The organism is Lutibacter sp. TH_r2 (assembly GCF_033101135.1).
Lineage (GTDB): Bacteria > Bacteroidota > Bacteroidia > Flavobacteriales > Flavobacteriaceae > Lutibacter.
The window spans coordinates 1497174-1518948 of sequence record NZ_JAWMPV010000001.1 but is presented as its reverse complement, the minus strand read 5'-3'; the positions used below and the strand labels follow the sequence as shown (position 1 = coordinate 1518948).

20 protein-coding genes are annotated in these 21775 nt (G+C 30.4%); 14 read left to right on the top strand and 6 right to left on the bottom strand.

Annotation, left to right across the window (positions count from 1 at the left end):
- Positions 1–3: 3 nt before the first annotated feature.
- The 8 genes from R3X25_RS06420 to R3X25_RS06385 all read left to right on the top strand — a co-directional run bounded on the left by R3X25_RS06420 (position 4) and on the right by R3X25_RS06385 (position 8817).
- On the top strand, positions 4–1197 hold the full coding sequence (locus tag R3X25_RS06420) for a Gfo/Idh/MocA family oxidoreductase (RefSeq protein ID WP_317673006.1): 1194 nt from the start codon (positions 4–6) through the stop codon (positions 1195–1197).
- An 11-nt stretch (positions 1198–1208) separates the two neighbouring features.
- Positions 1209–2021, top strand: coding sequence for an SDR family oxidoreductase (locus tag R3X25_RS06415; protein WP_317673004.1), 813 nt, complete (start codon positions 1209–1211; stop codon positions 2019–2021).
- A 63-nt stretch (positions 2022–2084) separates the two neighbouring features.
- Complete coding sequence (locus R3X25_RS06410; protein ID WP_317673002.1) at positions 2085–3464, top strand: sulfatase; 1380 nt, start codon at positions 2085–2087, stop codon at positions 3462–3464.
- Complete coding sequence (gene uxuA, locus R3X25_RS06405) at positions 3461–4624, top strand: mannonate dehydratase (RefSeq protein ID WP_317673000.1); 1164 nt, start codon at positions 3461–3463, stop codon at positions 4622–4624. Before R3X25_RS06410 ends, uxuA begins: the two co-directional genes overlap by 4 nt.
- Entirely contained in the window at positions 4624–6027 is a 1404-nt protein-coding gene (gene uxaC / locus R3X25_RS06400; RefSeq protein WP_317672998.1) for a glucuronate isomerase, read from the top strand. The genes uxuA and uxaC overlap by 1 nt, the downstream gene beginning before the upstream one ends.
- 14 nt (positions 6028–6041) lie before the next feature.
- Positions 6042–7016, top strand: a complete 975-nt coding sequence (locus R3X25_RS06395; RefSeq protein WP_317672996.1) for a TRAP transporter substrate-binding protein — start codon at positions 6042–6044, stop codon at positions 7014–7016.
- Between the two features lie 2 nt (positions 7017–7018).
- Positions 7019–7510 carry a TRAP transporter small permease gene (locus R3X25_RS06390; protein ID WP_317672994.1) on the top strand — a complete coding sequence of 164 codons (492 nt, stop codon included), beginning with the start codon at positions 7019–7021 and terminating at the stop codon, positions 7508–7510.
- Between the two features lie 2 nt (positions 7511–7512).
- Positions 7513–8817 (top strand): TRAP transporter large permease, encoded by a 1305-nt coding sequence (locus R3X25_RS06385; RefSeq protein WP_317672992.1) that lies wholly within the window; start codon positions 7513–7515, stop codon positions 8815–8817.
- 82 nt (positions 8818–8899) lie between these two features.
- Here R3X25_RS06385 and R3X25_RS06380 read toward each other — a convergent pair whose 3' ends face one another.
- Together R3X25_RS06380 and R3X25_RS06375 are read right to left on the bottom strand one after the other, a co-directional pair.
- The gene (locus tag R3X25_RS06380; RefSeq protein ID WP_317672990.1) at positions 8900–10087 is read right to left on the bottom strand and encodes a pyridoxal phosphate-dependent aminotransferase; all 1188 of its coding nucleotides are present in this window, start codon (positions 10085–10087) and stop codon (positions 8900–8902) included.
- A gap of 11 nt (positions 10088–10098) precedes the next feature.
- Positions 10099–11196 (bottom strand): acyl-CoA desaturase, encoded by a 1098-nt coding sequence (locus R3X25_RS06375; protein WP_317672988.1) that lies wholly within the window; start codon positions 11194–11196, stop codon positions 10099–10101.
- Between the two features lie 148 nt (positions 11197–11344).
- Between R3X25_RS06375 and rsmG the strand changes: the two genes are divergently transcribed.
- Complete coding sequence (gene rsmG, locus R3X25_RS06370) at positions 11345–11980, top strand: 16S rRNA (guanine(527)-N(7))-methyltransferase RsmG (protein ID WP_317672986.1); 636 nt, start codon at positions 11345–11347, stop codon at positions 11978–11980.
- A 330-nt stretch (positions 11981–12310) separates the two neighbouring features.
- On the opposite strand, the gene pruA is transcribed toward rsmG, so the two are convergent.
- Positions 12311–13939, bottom strand: coding sequence for an L-glutamate gamma-semialdehyde dehydrogenase (gene pruA, locus R3X25_RS06365; RefSeq protein ID WP_317672984.1), 1629 nt, complete (start codon positions 13937–13939; stop codon positions 12311–12313).
- Between the two features lie 110 nt (positions 13940–14049).
- Between pruA and R3X25_RS06360 the strand changes: the two genes are divergently transcribed.
- Positions 14050–14751: an NRDE family protein gene (locus tag R3X25_RS06360; protein WP_317672982.1), complete on the top strand. Its 702-nt coding sequence runs from the start codon at positions 14050–14052 to the stop codon at positions 14749–14751.
- On the opposite strand, the gene R3X25_RS06355 is transcribed toward R3X25_RS06360, so the two are convergent.
- Genes R3X25_RS06355 through R3X25_RS06345 form a run of 3 tightly spaced genes read right to left on the bottom strand, consistent with a single transcriptional unit; the run spans position 14748 to position 17641 of the window.
- Positions 14748–15905 carry a DUF3667 domain-containing protein gene (locus R3X25_RS06355; RefSeq protein WP_317672980.1) on the bottom strand — a complete coding sequence of 386 codons (1158 nt, stop codon included), beginning with the start codon at positions 15903–15905 and terminating at the stop codon, positions 14748–14750. The genes R3X25_RS06360 and R3X25_RS06355 overlap by 4 nt on opposite strands.
- Positions 15906–15954: 49 nt before the next feature.
- Positions 15955–16341 carry a Co2+/Mg2+ efflux protein ApaG gene (gene apaG / locus R3X25_RS06350; protein WP_317672978.1) on the bottom strand — a complete coding sequence of 129 codons (387 nt, stop codon included), beginning with the start codon at positions 16339–16341 and terminating at the stop codon, positions 15955–15957.
- A 52-nt stretch (positions 16342–16393) separates the two neighbouring features.
- Positions 16394–17641 carry a DUF5103 domain-containing protein gene (locus tag R3X25_RS06345; RefSeq protein WP_317672976.1) on the bottom strand — a complete coding sequence of 416 codons (1248 nt, stop codon included), beginning with the start codon at positions 17639–17641 and terminating at the stop codon, positions 16394–16396.
- 181 nt (positions 17642–17822) lie between these two features.
- Here R3X25_RS06345 and R3X25_RS06340 point away from each other — a divergent pair, with 181 nt between their 5' ends.
- Genes R3X25_RS06340 through R3X25_RS06325 form a run of 4 tightly spaced genes read left to right on the top strand, consistent with a single transcriptional unit; the run spans position 17823 to position 21774 of the window.
- Positions 17823–19172, top strand: coding sequence for a Na(+)-translocating NADH-quinone reductase subunit A (locus tag R3X25_RS06340; protein ID WP_317672974.1), 1350 nt, complete (start codon positions 17823–17825; stop codon positions 19170–19172).
- 2 nt (positions 19173–19174) lie between these two features.
- Positions 19175–20374, top strand: a complete 1200-nt coding sequence (locus tag R3X25_RS06335) for an NADH:ubiquinone reductase (Na(+)-transporting) subunit B (RefSeq protein WP_317672972.1) — start codon at positions 19175–19177, stop codon at positions 20372–20374.
- A 2-nt stretch (positions 20375–20376) separates the two neighbouring features.
- Positions 20377–21123: a Na(+)-translocating NADH-quinone reductase subunit C gene (locus R3X25_RS06330; RefSeq protein WP_317672970.1), complete on the top strand. Its 747-nt coding sequence runs from the start codon at positions 20377–20379 to the stop codon at positions 21121–21123.
- A gap of 3 nt (positions 21124–21126) precedes the next feature.
- Positions 21127–21774, top strand: a complete 648-nt coding sequence (locus R3X25_RS06325; protein ID WP_317672968.1) for an NADH:ubiquinone reductase (Na(+)-transporting) subunit D — start codon at positions 21127–21129, stop codon at positions 21772–21774.
- Position 21775 lies beyond the last annotated feature (1 nt).

Genomic DNA, 21775 nt, shown 5'->3' with positions numbered 1-21775 from the left:
AATATGAAAAGAAGAGAATTTATAGGAAAAAGCTCTGTTGCAGCTGCTGGGATATTAGCTTCAACCTCTGCATTAAGCGCAATTGGATGTTCTGAACCACCTTTAACAAAATTGAATATTGGTGTTATTGGAACCGGAAATCGAGGGTGTGGATTAATTTCAATTTTAAATAATATTAAAAATGTAAATGTTGTTGCTATTTGTGATGTATTACCTTTTAGATTAGAAAATGGTCTAAAAAGAACTGAAGGAAAAGCAAAAACTTATACTGATTATAAAGAACTACTGAAGGATAAAAACGTTAATTCAATATTAATCACTTCTACGTTTAGCGCACATGCAGAAATTGCAATTGCTTCCATAAATGCGAAAAAACATGTCTACTGTGAAAAAACAGTTGCAAAAGGGTATGAAAACATCCTAGCGGTTGCAAATAAAGCAAAAAAATCTAGTAAAGTATTTCAGACAGGGCATCAATATCACAGCAGTAGGTTATATACTCATGTAGTAGATTTAATTAAAAACGGAAAAGTTGGTAAAATCTCAACCATAGAATGTCAATGGAATAGAAATGGTAATTGGCGTAGACCTCTACCCGATCCTTCTTTAGAAAAAGAAGTAAATTGGCGTATGTACAAAGAATTTTCTGGTGGTTTAACTGCTGAATTAAGTTCACATCAAATTGATTTTACAAATTGGATTCTTGAAGAAACTCCTGAAAAGGCTATGGGAATGGGCGGAATTGATTATTGGAAAGATGGTAGAGAAACTTTTGACAATTCACATTTAATTTTTAGCTATCCAAGTGGTGTAAAAGCAACATTTACTTGTTTAACAAGCAATGCTAAAGACGGCTACCAAATAAAAGTAAAAGGTGATAAAGGAACCATAACTTTAGGAACAAATAAAGCTTGGTTTTCTGCCGAAGGTCAAAAGAAAAAGGTTGTTAAAAAAGATGTTGACGGGGTTTCAGGAGCTACAGTTCAACATGGAAATAATTTTGGTGAACCTATAAACATAGAACACGCTGACCCAAGTAAACAAGCATTGCTAGATTTTAGAGATAGCGTTTTAAATGGTACAGAACCAATTTCTAATTTATATACTGGAGCAACAACAGCTATATGTGTTCAAATGGGTATAGATGCAATGCATACAAATGCAATTATTCATTGGAAAAATGAATATAATATTTAAAATAAAACATAATGAATCAATTTAATATTAAAGGAAAAATAATTGTTATAACTGGAGGAACTGGCGTTCTGGGAGGTGCTATTGCTAAAAGTTTAGCTAATGCTGAAGCTACAGTAATAATTTTAGGAAGAAACCAAGAAGTAATTGACAAAAAGGTATCGGAAATTGTTAAAAACGGAGGAAAAGCAGCAGGATTCGAAGCTAATATTTTAGATGAAGAATCCTTAAAAAACACAAGAAACACTATTTTAAAGCAATTCAATAAAATTGATGTTTTAATAAATGTTGCAGGAGGAAATATGCCTGGAGCTACTATTGGACCAGACCAAACAATTTTCGATTTAAAAATAAAAGATTTCAATACCGTAACCGAATTAAATTTAAATGGTACAGTAATACCTTCAATTGTATTTGGGGAAATAATGTCAAAACAAAAAGAAGGAGTTATTATAAATTATTCTTCTATGGCTGTTGATAGAGTTATAACCAGAGTTGCTGGCTATTCCGCTTCAAAAGCAGCAATGGAAAACTTTACAAAATGGATGGCCGTTGAAATGGCAACTAAATTTGGAGATAAAATTCGTGTAAACGCAGTTGCTCCAGGTTTTTTTATTGGAAATCAAAATAGGGCATTATTAACTAATGAAGATGGTTCTTATACCGAAAGAGGAAATACCATTATTAACGGAACTCCAATGAAACGTTTTGGAAAAGCAGAAGAGTTGGATGGAATAATTCAATTTTTATGTAGTGATGCTTCAAAATTTATAACAGGAGTCGTAATTCCAGTTGATGGAGGTTTCAGTGCTTTTAGCGGAGTCTAATTATATATTTTGATGAATAAAAAAAAATTAATCTTTGTCATTCTTGCTCTAGTGTTAAATCTATTGCATAGTCAAAACAAAAAAAATGTTTTATTTCTATGTATTGATGATTTAAGACCTGAATTAGCTTCCTTTGGAGCCGACTATATTATATCACCAAACATTGATAAATTGGCCGAAGAAGGAAGAGCTTTTCATAATCATTATGTAAACTCACCTAGTTGTGGACCTTCAAGATTTACAATGCTAACAGGACATTATGGAATTGCTGGGAATGATGCTATTTTTAAAAGAGCTAAACGCTTAACTAAAAATACTTCATCAGTCACGCCAAGTATGCCAGAATGGTTTAAAAACAATGGATATACCACAATTTCTTTAGGAAAAGTATCCCATCATCCTGGAGGTTTGGGAGGAAAAAACTGGGATGACCCAAATGAAATTGAAATGCCTAACGCATGGGACAAAAGTTTAATGCCTGTAAGCGAATGGCAACACCCTAGAGGTGCCATGCATGGATTAGCTAATGGAGAAATTAGAGGTAAATCCAAAACTATGAGTGTTTTTCAATCAACAGAAGGAGAAGATACTATTTATCCTGATGGTCATATTACCAACAAAGCTCTTGAGCAACTCGAAAAATTATCAAAAAGCAATAAACCTTTCTTTTTTGCTGTTGGTTTAATAAGACCTCATCTTCCTTTTGGAGCACCTAAAAAGTATTTAGATTTATACAACGATATTGAAATTCCAAAAATTCCACATCCTGAAAAACCTACACTTCCATCTACTTGGCATAAATCGGGTGAATTTTTCCGTTACAATTTATGGGGAAAAGATCCTAGAACAGATGAAGATTTCGCTCAAGAAGTACGTAAACATTATGCTGCTTGTGTGAGTTATGCCGACGCTCAAGTTGGAAAAATTATTACTAAACTAAAAGAAACAGGACAGTATAAAAATACTATAATTGTTTTATGGGGTGATCACGGTTGGAATTTAGGAGATCACAATATTTGGGGAAAACACAATTTATTTGAAGAAGCCTTACGTTCACCTTTAATAATCAGCCATCCTAATTTAAAAAGGAAAGGAAAAAAAACAAATGCTATTGTTGAAAGTGTTGACATATTCCCTACTCTTTGTGAGTTAGCAAATCTTCCAAAGCCAACTTTTGTTAATGGAACTTCTCTAATTTCTAATTTAAAGAACCCTAAAAAAAAGGGTCATTTTGCTTACGCTTACAATGGAAGTGGAAAAACCATTAGAACAGAAAGATACAGATTCACATTATTAAAAAAGGGTAATAAAGAATTATATGATCATAAAAACGACCCTTATGAAACTGAAAATATTGCAACAGAAAAACCAAAATTAGTTAAAAAACTAACTTTGTTAATTAACACTAAAATTGATCAAAATAAAAACCAAATAAAAAAATGAAACAAACATTTAGATGGTTTGGAGTTAACGACTCTGTAAAATTAGCTGACATCAAACAAGCCGGAGCAACGGGAGTTGTTACTGCTTTACATCATATAAAAAATGGTGAAATTTGGGAAGTTGAAGAAATTCAAAAAGTAAAATCTTTAATTGAATCTAAAGGGCTAGAATGGTCTTTTATTGAAAGTATTCCTATTCATGAGAATATAAAATTACGTACTGGAGATTATTTAAAACGTATAGAAAACTATAAGCAAAGCATTAAAAACGTAGCTGCTTGTGGCGTTAAAAACATTTGCTACAATTTTATGCCAGTTTTAGATTGGACTCGTACACATTTATTCTGGAATTTAGAAGATGGTAGCACAGCTTTACGTTTTGATAAAGTTGAAATGGCTGTTTTTGAAAAATATATAATGAAACGTGATGGTGTTGAAAAGTCATATACTTCAGAAATTTTAGCACAAGCCAAAAACCGTTTTTTAGAAATGACTTCAGAAGAAAAACAACGTTTAGAAGATTCCATTTTAAAAGGTTTACCAGGAACAGTTGACGATTTAACCATTCCAGTTTTTAAAGAAATGATTGCTCAATACAATGGAATTTCACATCAACAACTAAAAGAAAACTTATCATTCTTTTTAAATGAAGTAATTCCTGTTGCTGAAAAAAATGGTGTAAAAATGGCAATTCATCCAGATGATCCACCTATGGATATTATGGGTTTACCTAGAATTATAAAATCAGAAAGTGATTTAGAAGATTTGGTAAATTTTATCGATAGTCCTTCTAACGGAATTACTTTTTGTACAGGTTCTTTAGGTGCTAATTCAGCAAATAATCTTCCAAAAATGATTGAAAAATTTGCTGAAAAAATCCACTTTTTACACTTACGAAATGTAAAAAGAGAAGCAGATGGAAGCTTTTATGAAGACAACCATTTAGAAGGTTCTTCTGATATGTTTGAAATTGTAAAAGCAGTTTTAAAAGTAGAAAAAAACAGAAACATCCAATTACCTATGCGTCCTGATCATGGACATCAAATGTTAAACGATTTAGAAAACAACAAAGCCTATGCAGGTTATACTGCAATTGGTCGTTTACGTGGATTGGCAGAATTAAGAGGTCTAGAATTAGGTATTAAAAACTCAATAAACTAATGAGTTCAAAAACATTTATACACGATAACTTTTTATTACAAAATAAATATGCTGAAGAGTTGTATCACACCTATGCAAAAAATCAGCCAATTATAGATTATCACAATCACTTACCTCCACAAGAAATTGCGGAAGATAAAATTTATCCAAACCTCTCTAAAGTTTGGATTAACGGTGATCATTACAAATGGAGAGCAATGCGCACATTGGGTATTTCAGAAGAAAATATTACTGGAAGCGCTTCAGATTTAGATAAGTTTAAAAGTTGGGCAAAAACAGTTCCTTATACAATGCGAAACCCTTTGTATCATTGGACACATTTAGAATTAGCTCGTTATTTTGATGTTAACGAATTGTTGAATGAAAACAATGCTGAAAAAATATTTAATGAAACTGCTGAAAAACTAAACTCACCTGAATATAGTTGTAGAAATTTACTCCGTAAAGCAAATATAGAATTGGTTTGTACTACTGAAGATCCAATTGATACTTTAGAACAGCATCAAGCCTTAAAAAAATCAGATTTCGAGATTAAAGTTTCAACCGCTTTTCGTCCTGATAAAGCTATTTTTATAAACAACGATGGTTATAATAAATATATCGATTCACTTTCTAAAGTTTCAAAAATAGCCATCAATAATTATGTTGATTTGTGTGATGCTTTAAGAAATCGAATTATCTATTTTGATGCAAATGGTTGTAAATTATGCGATCACGGTTTAGATCAAATATATTTTGAAGAATTTACAGAAAGTGAAGTAAATTCAATCTTCAAAAAGAAAAGAAATAATGAAAATGTTTCAAACCAAGAAGCTGCAAAATTCCAAAGCGCTATTCTTATCTATTTAGCTGAAACGTATCACGAATTTGGTTGGGTACAACAATATCATTTAGGTGCATTACGCAACAACAATAAACGTATGCACTCTATATTGGGACCAGATACAGGTTGGGATTCTATTGGAGATTTATCACAAGCTCAAAAATTATCTAGCTTTTTAAATGCACTTGATAGTAAAAATAAACTGACTAAAACCATTTTATACAACTTAAATCCTGCTGACAATGAAATGATGGCAACTATGATTGGTAATTTTAACGATGGTAGTGTAAAAGGTAAAGTACAATATGGTTCAGGTTGGTGGTTTTTAGATCAAAAGGATGGAATGACTAAACAATTAAATGCCTTATCTAATATGGGATTAATTAGTTGTTTTATAGGAATGCTTACTGATTCTAGAAGTTTCTTATCATTTCCTCGTCACGAATACTTTAGAAGAGTGGTTTGTAACTTATTTGGAAAAGAAATTGTTAAAGGAGAATTACCAAATGATATGGAATGGATAGGGAAAATGGTTGCCGACATTTCTTATTTCAATGCCAAAGACTATTTTAATTTCTAAATAAAACAATTACAATGCGATTAAAAATAATTTTATTAGCAATAATAACTATAAGTTTCATTTCTTGTAAAAAAGAAAATGGAACTAAAGTTCTTTATTTAGGACATTCTCTTCCTCAAACACATCCAGTACATAAAGGCATTGTTGAATTTCAAAAAGCATTAGAAAAAAAATCTAATGGAACTTTAAAAGTTAAAATTTTTCCTGACGGGCAATTAGGTTCAGAACGTGAAGTATTAGAATTATTACAAATAGGAAGTGTTGCAGCAACTAAAGTTAGCGCAGCCACCTTATCTAATTTTGTTCCAGAATACCATATTTTAGGAATCCCATATTTATTTAGAGATAAGCAGCATCAATTTGAAATTTTAGAAGGAAAAATTGGGAAATCTATTTTAGAAAAAGGCTCAAAATTTTGGTTAAGAGGTTTGTGTTATTATGATGCGGGAAGTAGAAGCTTTTATACAAGTAACAAAGCCATAAGAACTCCTGAAGATTTAAAGGGTTTAAAAATTAGAGTAATGAATAACCAAATGGCAATTAATATGGTAAATGCTTTGGGTGGATCTGCAACTCCATTATCATATGGTGAATTATATACAGCCATTCAGCAAGGTGTAGTAGACGGTGCAGAAAATAATCCACCATCATTTGTATCTTCTAATCATTATGAAATTTGTAAATATTATACCATCGATCAACATTCGTCTATACCAGATGTACTTTTAATAGGAACAAAATATTGGGAGAAATTAACAGAACAGGAACAGAATTGGGTTCAAGCGGCAGCAGATGAATCTGCACAAGCCGAAAAAATATTTTGGAATGAATCAGTTGAAGAATGCATGGCTATCTCAAAAAAAGCAGGAGTAGAAATTATTATTCCAGATAAATCTTTATTTGCTGAAAAATCTAAATCTGTAGTCGAAGAATTTTTAAAGGAATTTCCAGAAATGGCACCTATTGTTAATGAAATTAAAAATAATTAATTATGGATAAATCTGAACTTATTTTTAATAAAGTATGCCTATTTCTTGAAAGGTTTATGATTGTAGTTTTTGGGCTATTAGTTTTAGATGTTTTGTTTCAAGTGTTTTCTAGATATCTTTTAGGCACATCATTTACATGGACCGAAGAATTTGCTCGATTTTCGTTGATTTGGATGACCATTTTAGGTGCCGCATATCTAAATGGAAAAAGAGAGCATTTATCTATGGATTTTTTATATGATAAATTATCTGAACAGAATAAAAGAAAAGTTTCTATTCTTATAGAAGTATTAATATTTCTTTTTGCTCTTATAGTTATGGTTATTGGAGGATTAAATTTAGTATACACCACCTTACATTTAGAACAACTTTCGGGGACTTTACGAATTCCTTTAGGATATGTTTATGCTATTTTACCTTTTAGTGGTTTTCTAATTATGTGCTTTTCTATATATCATATTTCAACTATTTACAAAAACAAAATAAACCTATAATTATGAGTATAGAAGTTATAAGTATTATCGTTTTATTTGTTAGTTTCTTTACGCTTTTACTGCTTAAAGTACCGGTTGCATATAGCATTGGAATAGCTACAACATTGAGTTTATTATTGAATATTGACAAAATGCCGGGATTAACAACCATTGCTCAACGTATGACAACTGGTATTGATAGTTTTGCTTTATTAGCTATTCCCTTCTTTATTCTTGCTGGTGATATTATGAAACGAGGAGGAATTGCCAATCGACTCATTAATTTTGCCAAATCTTTAGTTGCAAGTCTTCCTGGAGGTTTAGCCTATGTAAATATATTAGCATCGATGCTTTTTGGTGCAATTTCTGGATCTGCCGTTGCAGCAGCATCAGCAATAGGCTCTATTATGACCGATAGAATGGAAGAGGAAGGTTATCCACGAACTATAAGTGCTTCTGTAAATATTACAGCATCAACTACTGGATTATTAATTCCGCCAAGTAATATATTAATTGTGTATGCTTTGGCAAGTGGAGGATCAGCGTCAGTAGCCGCACTATTTATTGCAGGATATTTACCAGGAATTTTATTAGGATTTGCAATTATGGGCTATGTGGCTTTTATAGCTATTAGTAAAGGATATTCAAAAGGTAAACGCTCAACATTATTTGAAATATGGACTTTTTTCAGAAAAGCATTTTTTAGCTTACTGTTACTAGTTGTTGTTGTTGGAGGTATTGTAGCTGGTATTTTTACAGCTACAGAAGCTTCTGTAATTGCAGTATTATATGCCGCAGTATTATCTTTAATTTATGGAGATATGAAAACTAAAGATTTTCCAGCTGTATTGTTATCAAGTGCAAAAACTACCGCTGTTGTAATGTTTTTAATTTGTACTTCTATGGCTATGTCTTGGTTATTTTCTTTTGAAGGTATTCCAGAGATGATTAGTTCATTTTTATTGGAATCTTTAAATAATAAGTTTGCTATATTTTTAGCTATTAATCTAATTTTATTAGTTGTTGGAACGTTTATGGATATGACACCAGCTGTATTAATATTCACTCCAATATTTTTACCAGTTGTTACTACTTTAGGAATGCATCCCGTACATTTTGGAATTGTAATTGTGCTAAATTTATGTATAGGTATTTGTACACCACCAGTAGGTACTCTTTTATTTGTGGGTAGTGGTGTTGCCAATGTTTCAGTAACAAAGGTAATAAGACCATTGCTTCCTTTTTTGGCTATAATGGTTATTGTATTAATGCTAATTAGTTTTATCCCAGAAATATCTATGTTTTTACCAAATTTATTTGGTTTATAATCAAAAATTCTATGTTTAAATCACAAAAAAAGCTTCTCAATTGAGAAGCTTTTTTTGTGATTATAATTAATAAAACAATAAATTAACTTACAGCTTTTTTAATTCTACTAATTGCTTCTCTAATTTGCTCTTCTGAAGCAGCGTAAGATATTCTAATACAGTCAGGAGCTCCAAATGCTTCACCAGTTACTGTTGCAACATTTGCATATTCTAATAAATACAATGCAAAATCTGATGCATTTTCAATTTTTACACCATTTAATTCTTTTCCAAAAAATGCAGAAATATCAGGAAAAACATAGAATGCACCTTGAGGAACATTTAATTTAAAACCATCAATTTCACCTAATAATTCTAAAACAATGTCTCTTCTTTTATGAAATTCTTCAACCATATACCCAATTTTAGAAACCGGTGCTTCTAATGCTGCAATTGTAGCTCGTTGTGCAATACAGTTAGCTCCAGAAGTTATTTGTCCTTGCATTTTATTACACGCTTTTGCAATCCAATCTGGCGCTCCAATGTATCCAATTCTCCAACCTGTCATAGCAAATGCTTTTGCTACCCCGTTTACTGTAATTGTTCTGTCGTACATACTTGGTATTGCAGCAAAACTAAAGTTTTTAGCTCCATAATTAATATGCTCGTAAATTTCATCAGAAAGTACATAAATATTTGGATATTTTTCTATTACAGCCGCTAAAGCTCTATAATCTTCTTCACTATAAATAGTCCCACTTGGATTATTTGGTGAATTGAACATTATTAATTTAGTTTTTGGTGTAATAGCAGCTTCTAATTGCTCTGGTGTGATTTTAAAATCTGTTTCTATAGAAGAAGGTATTTCAGTATACGTAGCTCCAGATAAAATAGCCAGTGCAGAATAGCTTACCCAATATGGTGCAGGTAATAATACTTCATCACCCGGGTTAAGTAAAACTTGTAGCGTGTTAGCAATAGATTGTTTTGCTCCTGTTGAAACTACAATTTGATTTGGTTTGTATTCTAAACCATTATCGCGTTTAAATTTTGCAATAATTGCATCTTTTAAATCTGCATATCCATCAACTGGACTGTATGAATTATAATTGTCGTCAATTGCCTGTTTAGCTGCATCTTTAATAAATTCAGGAGTATTAAAATCTGGCTCTCCTAAACTTAAACCAATAATGTCTTTTCCTTGTCCTTTTAGTTCTCGTGCTTTCGCTGCCATTGCTAAAGTTGCCGAAACTGGTAAACTGTTAATTCTGTCTGATAGTTGGTTTTTCATTGTTATAAAATTTATACGTGTACTGGATTTGCTCCTAGTGTTTTAAGTTGTTTAAAGTGTTCAATTATTGCTTTACGCATTGTTTTGTATTCGTGATATGGCAAGTTAAATTCGTTAGCTGTTTCTTTTACAATTTTTGCTATTTTCCCATAATGAACATGTGAAATGTGTGGAAAAATATGATGTTCAACTTGGTGATTTAATCCACCGGTGTACCATGATACAAATTTATTATTAGGTGCAAAATTTGAGGTAGTAAAAAGTTGATGAATTGCCCAAGTATGCTCTAAATTTCCTTCTTTATCTGGCAATGGCATTTCTGTTTTTGGAACTACATGTGCTAATTGAAAAACAACACTTAAAATCATTCCTGCAGTATAGTGCATTACAAAAAAACCAATCAGAACTTTCCACCATGCAATATCTAAAACCAATAATGGTAATACAATCCATAAAGCATAATACAATATTTTGGTAATAATTAAAACTGTCCATTCAGTTGCTGGGTTTGGAAATTCACCATATGAAAGTTTTCTTTTTAAATAACGGCGCATTTGTTTAAAATCGGTTGTAATTGCCCAATTTATTGTTAACAAACCATATAAAAAAAACGAATAATACTTTTGAAATTTATGAATTTGAAGCCATTTAGCATGTTTAGAAAATCGGATAATTCTACCAGCATCAATATCCTCATCAAATCCTTTAATGTTTGTAAAAGTATGGTGTAAAACGTTGTGCTGTACTTTCCAATTGTATACATTTCCAGCTAAAATGTACATACTACTTCCCATTAGTTTATTTACCCATTTTTTACTTGAAAAAGATTCATGGTTACTATCGTGCATAACATTCATTCCTACTCCAGCCATACCAATTCCAATAACAACAGTTAATAATAATAAAACCCATTGTGGCATTGATACAGTTAATATTAAAACCAGAGGAACTAAAAATATAGCAAACATAATAATTGCTTTAGAATATAGTTTCCAATTTCCGGTTCTTTTAATTTTGTTTTCTTTAAAATATGAATTAACGCGTTTATTTAATGTTCTAAAAAACTTTGCTTTGTCAATTCTAGAAAAATTTATAGTTGGTGTTTTCATTTTAATTAGGTGTATAGTAGTCTACTATGGCAACGAAAATACACCATTTTTATTATCTACAAATAGATTTTTTAAAAAATAACAATTTTATAAAAGATGTTAATTTAAATTTTGAAACAGTAATTTTGCATTTGCCAAAACTAACTATATGGAAATTATAAAAGAACATTTTCCTAATTTAACGGAAATTCAATTAAAACAATTTTCTCAATTAGGAAAATTATATGAAGAATGGAATGCTCAAATAAATGTTATTTCACGTAAAGATATTGATGAATTATATACTCGTCATGTACTTCATTCATTAGGAATTGCTAAAGTTCAACCTTTTAAAAAAGGAGCAAAAATTTTAGATGTTGGAACTGGTGGAGGCTTTCCCGGAATTCCATTAGCTATTTTGTTTCCTGAAGTAGATTTTTATTTAGTAGATTCAATTGGAAAAAAAATTAAAGTAGTAAATGAAGTTGCTACAGCTTTAGACTTAAAAAATGTGAAAGCTGAACACATTAGAGCCGAAAAAGTAAAAGGTGAATTCGACTTTATTGTGAGCAGAGCGGTTACTAAAATGGATGATTTTGTAAAGTGGACAAAAAACAAGATTTCTAAAAAGCAGAATCATAAAATTAAGAATGGAATTCTTTACTTAAAAGGTGGTGATTTGTCACAAGAGTTACAAAACTTTCCCAAGGCAAAGTTGTTTAATCTTACCGATTTCTTTAATATTGACTTTTTTGAGACAAAAAAAGTGGTTCATATTCCTTTAAAATACAAAGGGTTGAAGTAGAAGCATGATAAATGTTAGGGTTTGTATAAATATAAAAAGGTAATTTTGTCTTTAATTAAAAAAGCAATTCATGTCAAACATAAAAGAGTGTATCGTTTGTAAATCCAATAGTACAGAGGTACCGGTAACAAAATTTTATTATCAAGAAAGTGAATTTTATATATGCCCTCAACATATTCCAATACTTATTCATAACCCTCATGATTTAAGTGGATTTTTACCTGGGGCAGAAAATCTTAAGAAAGGATAATAAAATGTTTTAAACATAGTAAATGAAAAGCTCGCCATTGGCGAGCTTTTCTAATTTTATATAGTATGTGTTCTATAAGGTTATTCTCCTAAAAACGGATATCTATAATCTGTTGGAGGAACAAAAGTTTCTTTTAAAGTTCTGTTACTTACCCAACGTAATAAGTTCCAAACTGAACCGGCTTTGTCATTTGTTCCTGATGCTCTTGCACCACCAAATGGTTGTTGCCCAACAACTGCTCCAGTTGGTTTATCGTTTATGTAGAAGTTTCCAGCTGCATTTTCTAGTTTGTTTGTTGCAATGTTAATTACATAACGGTCTCCGCTAAAAATTGCTCCGGTTAATGCATATTCACCAGTTTTATCTACTAATTCTAATGCTTCTTCCCATTGCTCATCTTCATAAATATAAATGGTAATAATTGGTCCGAATAATTCTGTACACATCGTTTCGTACATCGGGTTTGTAGTAACAATAATTGTTGGTTCAATAAAGTACCCAACAGAATCATCATAACCACCACCAACTATAATTTCAGCATCAGCATCTTTTTTAGCTTGGTCTAAATAACCCGCTAATTTGTCAAAAGATTTTCTATCAATAACTGAATTTACAAAGTTTGTAGGATCTTCAGGAGTTCCCATTTTAAAAGAATTAGCATCTTTTATAACAGACTCTTTAATTGCTGGCCATAAGCTTTTTGGTAAATAAGCTCTTGAAGCAGCAGAACACTTTTGACCTTGATATTCAAAGGCTCCTCTTGAAATTGCGGTAGCAACTTCTTGTGAGCAAGATGTTGGGTGTGCCCAAATAAAATCTTTTCCACCAGTTTCACCAACTATGCGAGGATATGTTTTGTATTTGTTTATGTTTTTACCAATTGTTTCCCAGAAACTGTTAAATACTGGCGTTGATCCAGTAAAGTGAACACCAGAAAATTCTGGACTATCTAACAAAGTATTAGTAATCATAGAAGAGCTTCCCATTACCATATTTATAACACCATCAGGTAAACCTGCAGCTTGGAATAATTCCATAATTACTTGTGCAGAATAAACTTGAGTACTAGCTGGTTTCCAAATAACAACATTACCCATTAACGCCGCAGATGCAGGTAAATTACCAGCAATTGCAGTAAAGTTAAATGGTGTAATGGCGTATACAAAACCTTCTAACGGACGGTATTCCATTCTGTTCCAAATTCCTGGAGCAGATTCTGGTTGATTGCTGTAAATTTCAGTCATAAACTGAACGTTGAAACGTAAAAAATCAATTAATTCACAAGCAGCATCAATTTCAGCTTGAAAAACGTTTTTAGATTGTGCAATCATAGTTGCAGCATTCATTTTATAGCGAAAAGGTCCTGCTAATAAATCAGCAGCCTTTAAAAATATAGCAGCTCTATCTTGCCAAGGCGTTTTAGCCCATTTTACTCTAGCTTCAGCAGCTTTTTTTATTGCTAATTCAATATGTTTTTTTTCAGCAGTATGGTATTGTCCAACACAATGTTTGTGATCGTGCGGTGGATGAATATCAACTGTATTTCCAGTTCTAAATTCTTCTCCTCCAATGTAAAAAGGAATATCAACTTTCTCGTTGAACATTTTTTTGTAAGTAGCCAAAACAGCAGCACGTTCTGGAGATCCAGGAGCGTACGATTTAACTGGTTCATTTACTGCTTTTGGTACATTATAAAATCCTGAAGCCATAGTAATATTATTTTACGTTTTTTTAGTTTAAATTTGCTAACAAAGTTACAAAATAGTATTTACTTTTTTGTTTTTGAGACTAATACAAATTATTCAATTTTTGATAGTATATGTGTACTGTAACCTTATTGCCTCTAGAAAATAAAAATTTTATTTTAACTTCTAACAGAGATGAACACCCAAATAGAGCAACAATTTCACCTAAAAAATATACAGAAAACGGCGTGGATATGTTTTTTCCTAAAGATGAAAAAGCTGGTGGAACTTGGATTGGAGTTAGTAAAAAAAATAGAATGATTTGTGTGTTAAATGGAGCGTATAAAAATCATGTTAAGAAAAAGAAATACCTAAAAAGTAGAGGTGTTATTGCAAAAGAAATTCTAAAGTCAAATAATTTTTTAATGTATGTTGAAGAATTAAATTTGAAAGGAATTGAACCTTTTACTATGATTATTGCAGATTGGAATTCATTAGAAAATTTATATTATGAATTAATTTGGAATGAAGAAACAAAGCATTTAAATAAACTGAACAATAAGCCTAAAATATGGTCTTCTTCAACATTGTATACAGATCAGATAAAAGAGAAAAGAAAGCTATGGTTTAAAAACTGGTTAGAAACATCGGAATTGAGTTCAAAAGAAATTTTAAAATTCCACCATTTAGAAAAAGGAGCTAAAGAGCAATCAATTTTAATGTGCAGACCAAATTGTGAAACCGTGAGTATTACACAGGTAAAAAAGGAATCTTTAAAAGTGGAAATAATTTATGAAGATGTGATTCATAAGAAAACTACCACAATTCAAATTTAACTAGCTAAAAAAGAAGCTATAGTAACTATAATAAATCCTATAACTCCTAAAAACATATAGTAACTGTTTAAAAATATAAATTTTAAAATAGTTTTTCTTCTACTTTGTTTGTAGAAATTCCGCATTGCCTTGTAAAGGTAAATTAGAAAAATTACTGTAAATACCCAAGCTGTATTTTCCATTTTAAAAAACAAATCTAAAATATAATAGATAATAAAAAGTAGGAAAAATACAGTTTGTGTATGAAAAACAAAAACTAAATGTTCCATATATGTGTATTTTCTTCTTATATATAGAAGCATTAAAAACATGGTGAAAACGGGTAGAAACACAAATAATGAAACTGAAATATAAGAGGTAAGTTTTTTTATAAAACTTTTACCATTATCATTTTCAATTTGTTGAATATTACGAACCGTATTTACATTTTGTTGGTAATAAAATTTATTCCAAAAAGTTTTTTTATAACCCAAGCTATCTAAAGCTTGAGTGTTAGAATATGTTGGATTTTTCTTGTGAAAATTCCGAAAATCTTCAATTCTGTTTGATAATGTAATTTGTTTTGAAGTATCTTTTTTGATGTGATATTGATAAGGTACACTTTTTTTTTCAGAATCAGTTTTAATCAATTTAAACACACTTCCTAATTGAGCCAGCTCATTAATAGATACAGAATCTTTAGGATTTTTAACTTTTATTTCTTGTTCAACATTGGTTAAAATAGAGTCTATAGCCTGGTTTTTAATTGAATCTAAATTTTGCTCTATAATTAAATCGTTTAATTTGTCAATTTCTCTAGTTGTTTCAACTTTATTTGTGATCCCCAATAATAAAAAAAAGACAATTGAAACATTTAAATATAGTTGAAACGGATTTACAAATCGTACGCGCTTGCCTTCAATATATAGTTTTGAAACTATTCCTGGTTTTGTTAAAAGCGGTATAAATGTTTTCCAAAATCTTGAGTCGTATGATAAAAATCCAGAAAATAAATTATCTAAAAAAACAAAAAAACTTAATTTTTTAGTAGTGTTTTTTTGTCCACAATATGAACAAAAATTCTCATTTCCAGTTAGTGGTTGCCCACAATTTAAGCACTCTAAACCTTTGGTGTTTTTAACTTTTTTTAAAGTTTTAATTAATGGAAGTTTCATTAAGCCATTCTTTAAATAGCTAATATAGTAAAATTTAAACTTTTATTTTTTAATTAAAAATACATGGCACCATTAGTTGAAAGGTAGGAATGTAAACTTTAAACATGTTTGAGGAGCTAAAATTTACCATTCTATAATAACCACTCATTGCGCCAATTGGAGATGTTAGTAAGCAATGAGATTTGTAAGTATGTGTTTCTCCAGATTTAAGAATTGGTTTTTTACCAATTACGCCAGGTCCTTCAACTATTTCAGTTTGATTTAAAGAGTCAAAAATATTCCAACGTCTTTCTAATAATTGAACTGTATTATTACTTTGATTTTCAATGGTAACTTGGTAACTAAATACAAAATTTAGCTGCTCGTCTCTATAGCTTGTCCCTTCAAATTTAGAAGCTACAGAAATTTTAATGCCATTTGTTACTTGTTGAACCATTTTTATTAAATAAATTTTTAATACGTAAATATACTAATTTCTACTAAATTAATTAGTTTATTAATTTAGTAGAATTACCATACCCTACTCCAATAACTTCAGTATATCTGCTTCCAAATTTTTTATAATAAACAATTACTGTATAGTCATTTTCGGTTTGGTAAAAAGAGCCATCAATATCTTTATTGCTAATTTTTCCATCTACAGTTTTAGTTACATATTGATAATTGTAAAAACCTTGTTTTAGTAAAATTTTGGTTTCGTATAACTTTGTATCCAAATTATAGGTTAATTTATTTGATTCATTTAATTGCCAATTATTAAAGTTTCCACTCACATAGATCTCTTTTTTTCCTAATTTTTCCAAACTTTCTAAAGAAAAATGAACCCAACTATAATCAGCATCAGTACTTGAATTATCGTTATTTAAAATTCTAACAATAAAGTTCCCATTAACATCTTCAAATAAAGTATAGGGTTGGTCAATTCTTTCATTATTGGTGTATAAATAGGAATGGTACAATTCTCGGCCTAATTCTACTCTACCAATATTTAAGGTAGGGTTTCTAATAGATTTTGAATCGAAATATAAAAATTCATTACCAGCCCAAAAACTAGTTTCTTTATTATACTTGTAAAGTAATTGTGTTCCGCGATAAAATTGTGGTTTTAATCCTGAAATTGCTGTTTGCCAATTGTTATTTTGAAGTATTACTGGAAAAATTTCATCATTAGCGTTGTTAATTGTAAAGTTTGAATGATTTATAGTGAATTCAACAGCTTGTTTAGTGTCGTAATATTTTAAATCTCTACTTTTTGAAATTGCAACAGCAACAGTTACTTCTGGTTTATAAATAACAAACCTTCTTGTTAAAACAACTTCTTCGTCTTCATTTAATAATGAAATTAAATAATTTCCTGAAATTTTTATTTGCGTATCATCATTAGGAAAAGTAACTGAATAATGTGTGTAATATTGTAATGTATTAAATGAATTTTCATAATCTCTAATACGTTCTTCAGCATAACCATTTAAAAATTCAGACTCCATTAAATTAGATGGATTCCAATCTATATCACAATGCTCAATTTTATAATAATAATCTCGTTCATCTGCATTTAAATCATCAAAACTAAAGGTAAAAAGTTGCCCTAATTTCATAATTGGAGCATAGTAATTAACAGTATTCGGTTTTAAAATAACAGTTTTAATATAGTCAGGATCATTTTCAATTTCTTGACTATAAAGTATGCCAAATCCAAAAAGTAAAATAAAAAGTAATTTATACTTAACTAACATAGAATAATTTAAGATGTTTAATTCAAAATTTGTACCAAAAATAAGAAGTAAATTTAAATGAATTGATTTTAAATTATAATTAGTGTAATTATTACATAAAAAAATGATTGAAAACGTGTAAATACAGTTAAAATTCTTATTTTTGCACAGTTTTTTATAGACTATTAAATAAACCAAAAATATGTCAATGGACATCAAAATAAAAAAAGGTCTAGATATTAAGTTAAAAGGTAAAGCCGAGAAAGTTACCGAAACAACTGTATCTAGTAGTGTTTTTACATTAAAACCTAAAGATTTCCACTCAATTATTCCAAAATTAACCGTAAAAATTGGCGAAAAAGTAAAAGCTGGTGAAACAGTTTTTTATAGCAAAGCTAATGAAGCAATTAAATTTGCTTCTCCAGTTAGCGGTGAATTAGTAGATATTGTTCGTGGAGAAAAGAGAAAAATTTTAGAATTAAAAATTAATGCAGACAAAGAGCAACAATTTGCTGACGCGGGTATAAAAAACCCTAAAGAAATGAATGCAGAAGAAATTACTTCACATTTATTAGCAAATGGTTGTTGGCCGTTTATTAAACAACGCCCTTATGATGTAATTGCGAATCCTGAAGTTGCTCCAAAAGCAATTTTTGTTTCAGGTTATGCAAGTGCTCCTTTAGCAGCTAATTACAATTATGTGTTGGCAGGTAAAGAAAAAGAGTTACAAGCTGCACTTACAGCATTAAGCAAACTTACCACTGGTGCAGTAAATGTTTCTGTTGGTGAAAAAGGAAACTCACCATTAGAAGGGTTAGACAACATTACGTTGCACAAAGTTTCTGGTCCACACCCAATAGGAAATGTTGGAACACAAATTGGAAAAATTAATCCGGTTAACAAAGGTGAAGTTGTTTGGACTGTGACTCCACAAGATTTAGTAATTATTGGAGAACTATTTTTAACTGGAAAATTCAATGCTGAAAGAACTATTGCTTTAGCAGGTTCATCAGTTAAAGCTCCTAAATATTACACTTCAAAAATAGGAGCTTCTATGGCTTCAATAGTTGAAGGAAAACTAAAAGAAGGAGAAAATAGAGTTATTTCAGGAAATGTTTTATCAGGAAGAAACGAATCAATTAAAGGAAGTTTAGGATACTATGATAATATGGTAACCGTGATTCCTGAAGGTAATGATTACGAGTTTTTTGGTTGGGCAAAACCTGTAGCAAATAAATTATCTAGCACTAGATCATTAACTTTTTCTTGGCTTTTCCCAAATAAAAAGTTTGATTTAAACACCAATACTAATGGTGAGCATAGAGCTTTTGTTGTAACAGGCCAATACGAGGAGGTTTTTCCATTAGATATTTATCCAATGCAAATTTTAAAATCTTGTATGTATAAAGATTTAGATGAAATGGAAGCGTTAGGAATGTATGAAGTGGCTCCCGAAGATTTCGCATTAACAGAGTTTGTGTGTATTTCAAAACAACCACATCAGGAAATAATTAGAAAAGGTTTAGACCTAATGTTAAAAGAAATAGGATAGTTATGGGATTAAAACAAAATTTACATAATTTCAAGGAAAAAAATAAAGATAAAAAATGGTTGCCTGCATATAGTGCTATCCATACATTTTTATTTACACCAAATGAAACTACACATTCTGGTGGTCACGTACGTGCAGTTGATGATTTAAAGCGTACCATGAATATGGTAGTATTAGCTTTAGTACCCTGTTTAATATTTGGAATGTTAAATACAGGATACCAACATTACGCTGCATTTGGAACACCAGTAGAATTTTTATCTTGGGAAGCATTATCTATTGGATTAATTAAAGTTCTTCCATTAGTACTAGTGTCATACATAATTGGTTTAGGTGTTGAATTCATCTTTGCAATTATTAAAGGTCACGAAGTAGAAGAAGGCTACCTAGTAACAGGTATGTTAGTACCATTAATTGTACCAGTTGACATTCCATTATGGATGTTATCAGTTGCAGTAATTTTTGGAGTAGTAATAGGAAAAGAAGTTTTTGGTGGAACTGGAATGAATATTTTAAATCCAGCATTAACTATTAGAGCATTCTTATTTTTTGCTTATCCTACTTGGATGAGTGGAGATAAAGTATGGGTTCACGGAGCAAAAGAAAGAGCTCAAGAAATAGTAGATGGAGCAAATTTAGATGCCATTTCAGGTGAAACTATGCTAGGTGCACTAGCTCAAGGTAAAGAGTTAAGCTATTCAGTATTAGATATGTTTTGGGGTTTTATACCTGGTTCAGTTGGTGAAACATCCACATTTCTAATTTTATTGGCAGGTTTATTTTTAATATATACTAAAATAGCTAGCGGAAGAGTAATAATATCTTCAGTAATTGGAGCTTTAGTAATGGGATTAATATTTAATGGTGTAGTAAGTGCCGGATGGATTACTGAAACTAGTAAATTCTATTCATTAATGAATACAGAGTTTTGGCACCATTTATTAATTGGAGGTTTTGCCTTTGGTGTTGTATTTATGGCAACAGATCCAGTTACTGGTTCACAAACAAATAAAGGAAAATGGATTTATGGTTTCTTAATTGGATTTATTTCAATTATGATTCGTGTATTCAATCCAGCATATCCAGAAGGTGTAATGTTAGCAATTCTATTAATGAATGTATTTGCACCAACTATTGATCATTATGTTGTTCAAGGTAATGTGAAAAGAAGAATGAAACGTTTAAAAGCAAAAACTGTATAACAATGGCAAAAAATACTGAAAGTAACGTATATACGGTGTTGTTCGCAACAGGAATGGTACTAGTAGTAGGTACAATACTAGCTTTTTTAGCTATGTTTTTAAAGCCTAACATTCAAGAAAATAAACGTATAGAAAAACAACAAAACATTTTATATGCAATGGGTATCAATAATAATGAAGACGGAAGCGTTGAATTTGTTGCAAAAGAAAATGTTGAAAGCGAATTTTCAAAATACATCACCAATCAAATAGTAATTGAAGGTGATAAAACAACTGAAAATAACGAAGCTTATTTAATTGATTTAAAAAAGGAAGCTCAAGCAGCCAAAAATCCTTCTTATACACGAAGATTACCATTATTTATTGGTAATAAAGAAGGTGAAGAATTTTACATTGTTCCAATGAGAGGTAAAGGATTATGGGATGCTATTTGGGGTTATGTAGCTTTAGATAATCAATTAGTAGTACAAGGTGTATTTTTTGACCATGCTGGTGAAACTCCTGGTTTAGGTTCAAACATTAAAGAACGTTTTTTTATGGACGACTTTATTGGAGAGCATATTTTAGATGGCGATACTTTTAAAGGTATTACTGCTGCTAAAGGAAATGCCGATCCAAAAAATATGGATAAAACAGATTTTGAAGTAGATGCAATTGCAGGAGCAACAATTACAGGTGATGGTCTTTCAGCTATGATTAAGAAAGATTTAAAAATGTATCTACCTTATTTAAAAACATTAAAGAAATAATTTATGGGACTTTTATCAAAAAAAGACGCAAAATTAATATTAGATCCTTTAGCGGATAACAATCCAATTACTTTACAAGTATTAGGTATTTGTTCAGCTTTGGCAATTACTGCTGAATTAAAAGCTTCAATAGTAATGTCTATCGCAGTGTTATTTGTGTTAGGTTTAGGAAACGTAGTAATTTCATTAATGCGAAATATTATTCCTTCAAAAATTAGAATTATTGTACAACTAATTGTAGTTGCAACTTTAGTAATTATTGTTGATTTAGTATTAAAAGCATTTGCTTATGAATTAAGTAAAACGCTATCAGTATTTGTTGGATTAATTATTACAAACTGTATTATTATGGGACGTTTTGAAGCTTTTGCTTTAGGTAACGGACCATGGAGATCTTTCCTAGATGGAATTGGAAATGCATTAGGTTATGCACTTATATTAATTATAGTAGGTTTCTTTAGAGAATTATTAGGATCTGGAACCTTATTAGGATTTAAAGTATTAGGTGATCCAATTGAAAAAACAGGAGTCTATGCTTTTGGATACGAAAACAACGGTTTTATGTTGTTAGCACCAATGGCTTTAATTACTGTTGGAATTATAATTTGGGTACAACGCTCAAGAAATGAATCATTAATAGAAGAAAACTAGA

Coding starts and splice junctions, on each gene's coding strand:
- R3X25_RS06420 (WP_317673006.1), top strand. CDS start 4: ATGAAAAGAAGAGAATTTATAGGAAAAAGCTCTGTTGCAGCTGCTGGG.
- R3X25_RS06415 (WP_317673004.1), top strand. CDS start 1,209: ATGAATCAATTTAATATTAAAGGAAAAATAATTGTTATAACTGGAGGA.
- uxuA (WP_317673000.1), top strand. CDS start 3,461: ATGAAACAAACATTTAGATGGTTTGGAGTTAACGACTCTGTAAAATTA.
- uxaC (WP_317672998.1), top strand. CDS start 4,624: ATGAGTTCAAAAACATTTATACACGATAACTTTTTATTACAAAATAAA.
- R3X25_RS06395 (WP_317672996.1), top strand. CDS start 6,042: ATGCGATTAAAAATAATTTTATTAGCAATAATAACTATAAGTTTCATT.
- R3X25_RS06390 (WP_317672994.1), top strand. CDS start 7,019: ATGGATAAATCTGAACTTATTTTTAATAAAGTATGCCTATTTCTTGAA.
- R3X25_RS06385 (WP_317672992.1), top strand. CDS start 7,513: ATGAGTATAGAAGTTATAAGTATTATCGTTTTATTTGTTAGTTTCTTT.
- R3X25_RS06380 (WP_317672990.1), bottom strand. CDS start 10,087: ATGAAAAACCAACTATCAGACAGAATTAACAGTTTACCAGTTTCGGCA.
- R3X25_RS06375 (WP_317672988.1), bottom strand. CDS start 11,196: ATGAAAACACCAACTATAAATTTTTCTAGAATTGACAAAGCAAAGTTT.
- rsmG (WP_317672986.1), top strand. CDS start 11,345: ATGGAAATTATAAAAGAACATTTTCCTAATTTAACGGAAATTCAATTA.
- pruA (WP_317672984.1), bottom strand. CDS start 13,939: ATGGCTTCAGGATTTTATAATGTACCAAAAGCAGTAAATGAACCAGTT.
- R3X25_RS06360 (WP_317672982.1), top strand. CDS start 14,050: ATGTGTACTGTAACCTTATTGCCTCTAGAAAATAAAAATTTTATTTTA.
- R3X25_RS06355 (WP_317672980.1), bottom strand. CDS start 15,905: ATGAAACTTCCATTAATTAAAACTTTAAAAAAAGTTAAAAACACCAAA.
- apaG (WP_317672978.1), bottom strand. CDS start 16,341: ATGGTTCAACAAGTAACAAATGGCATTAAAATTTCTGTAGCTTCTAAA.
- R3X25_RS06345 (WP_317672976.1), bottom strand. CDS start 17,641: ATGTTAGTTAAGTATAAATTACTTTTTATTTTACTTTTTGGATTTGGC.
- R3X25_RS06340 (WP_317672974.1), top strand. CDS start 17,823: ATGTCAATGGACATCAAAATAAAAAAAGGTCTAGATATTAAGTTAAAA.
- R3X25_RS06335 (WP_317672972.1), top strand. CDS start 19,175: ATGGGATTAAAACAAAATTTACATAATTTCAAGGAAAAAAATAAAGAT.
- R3X25_RS06330 (WP_317672970.1), top strand. CDS start 20,377: ATGGCAAAAAATACTGAAAGTAACGTATATACGGTGTTGTTCGCAACA.
- R3X25_RS06325 (WP_317672968.1), top strand. CDS start 21,127: ATGGGACTTTTATCAAAAAAAGACGCAAAATTAATATTAGATCCTTTA.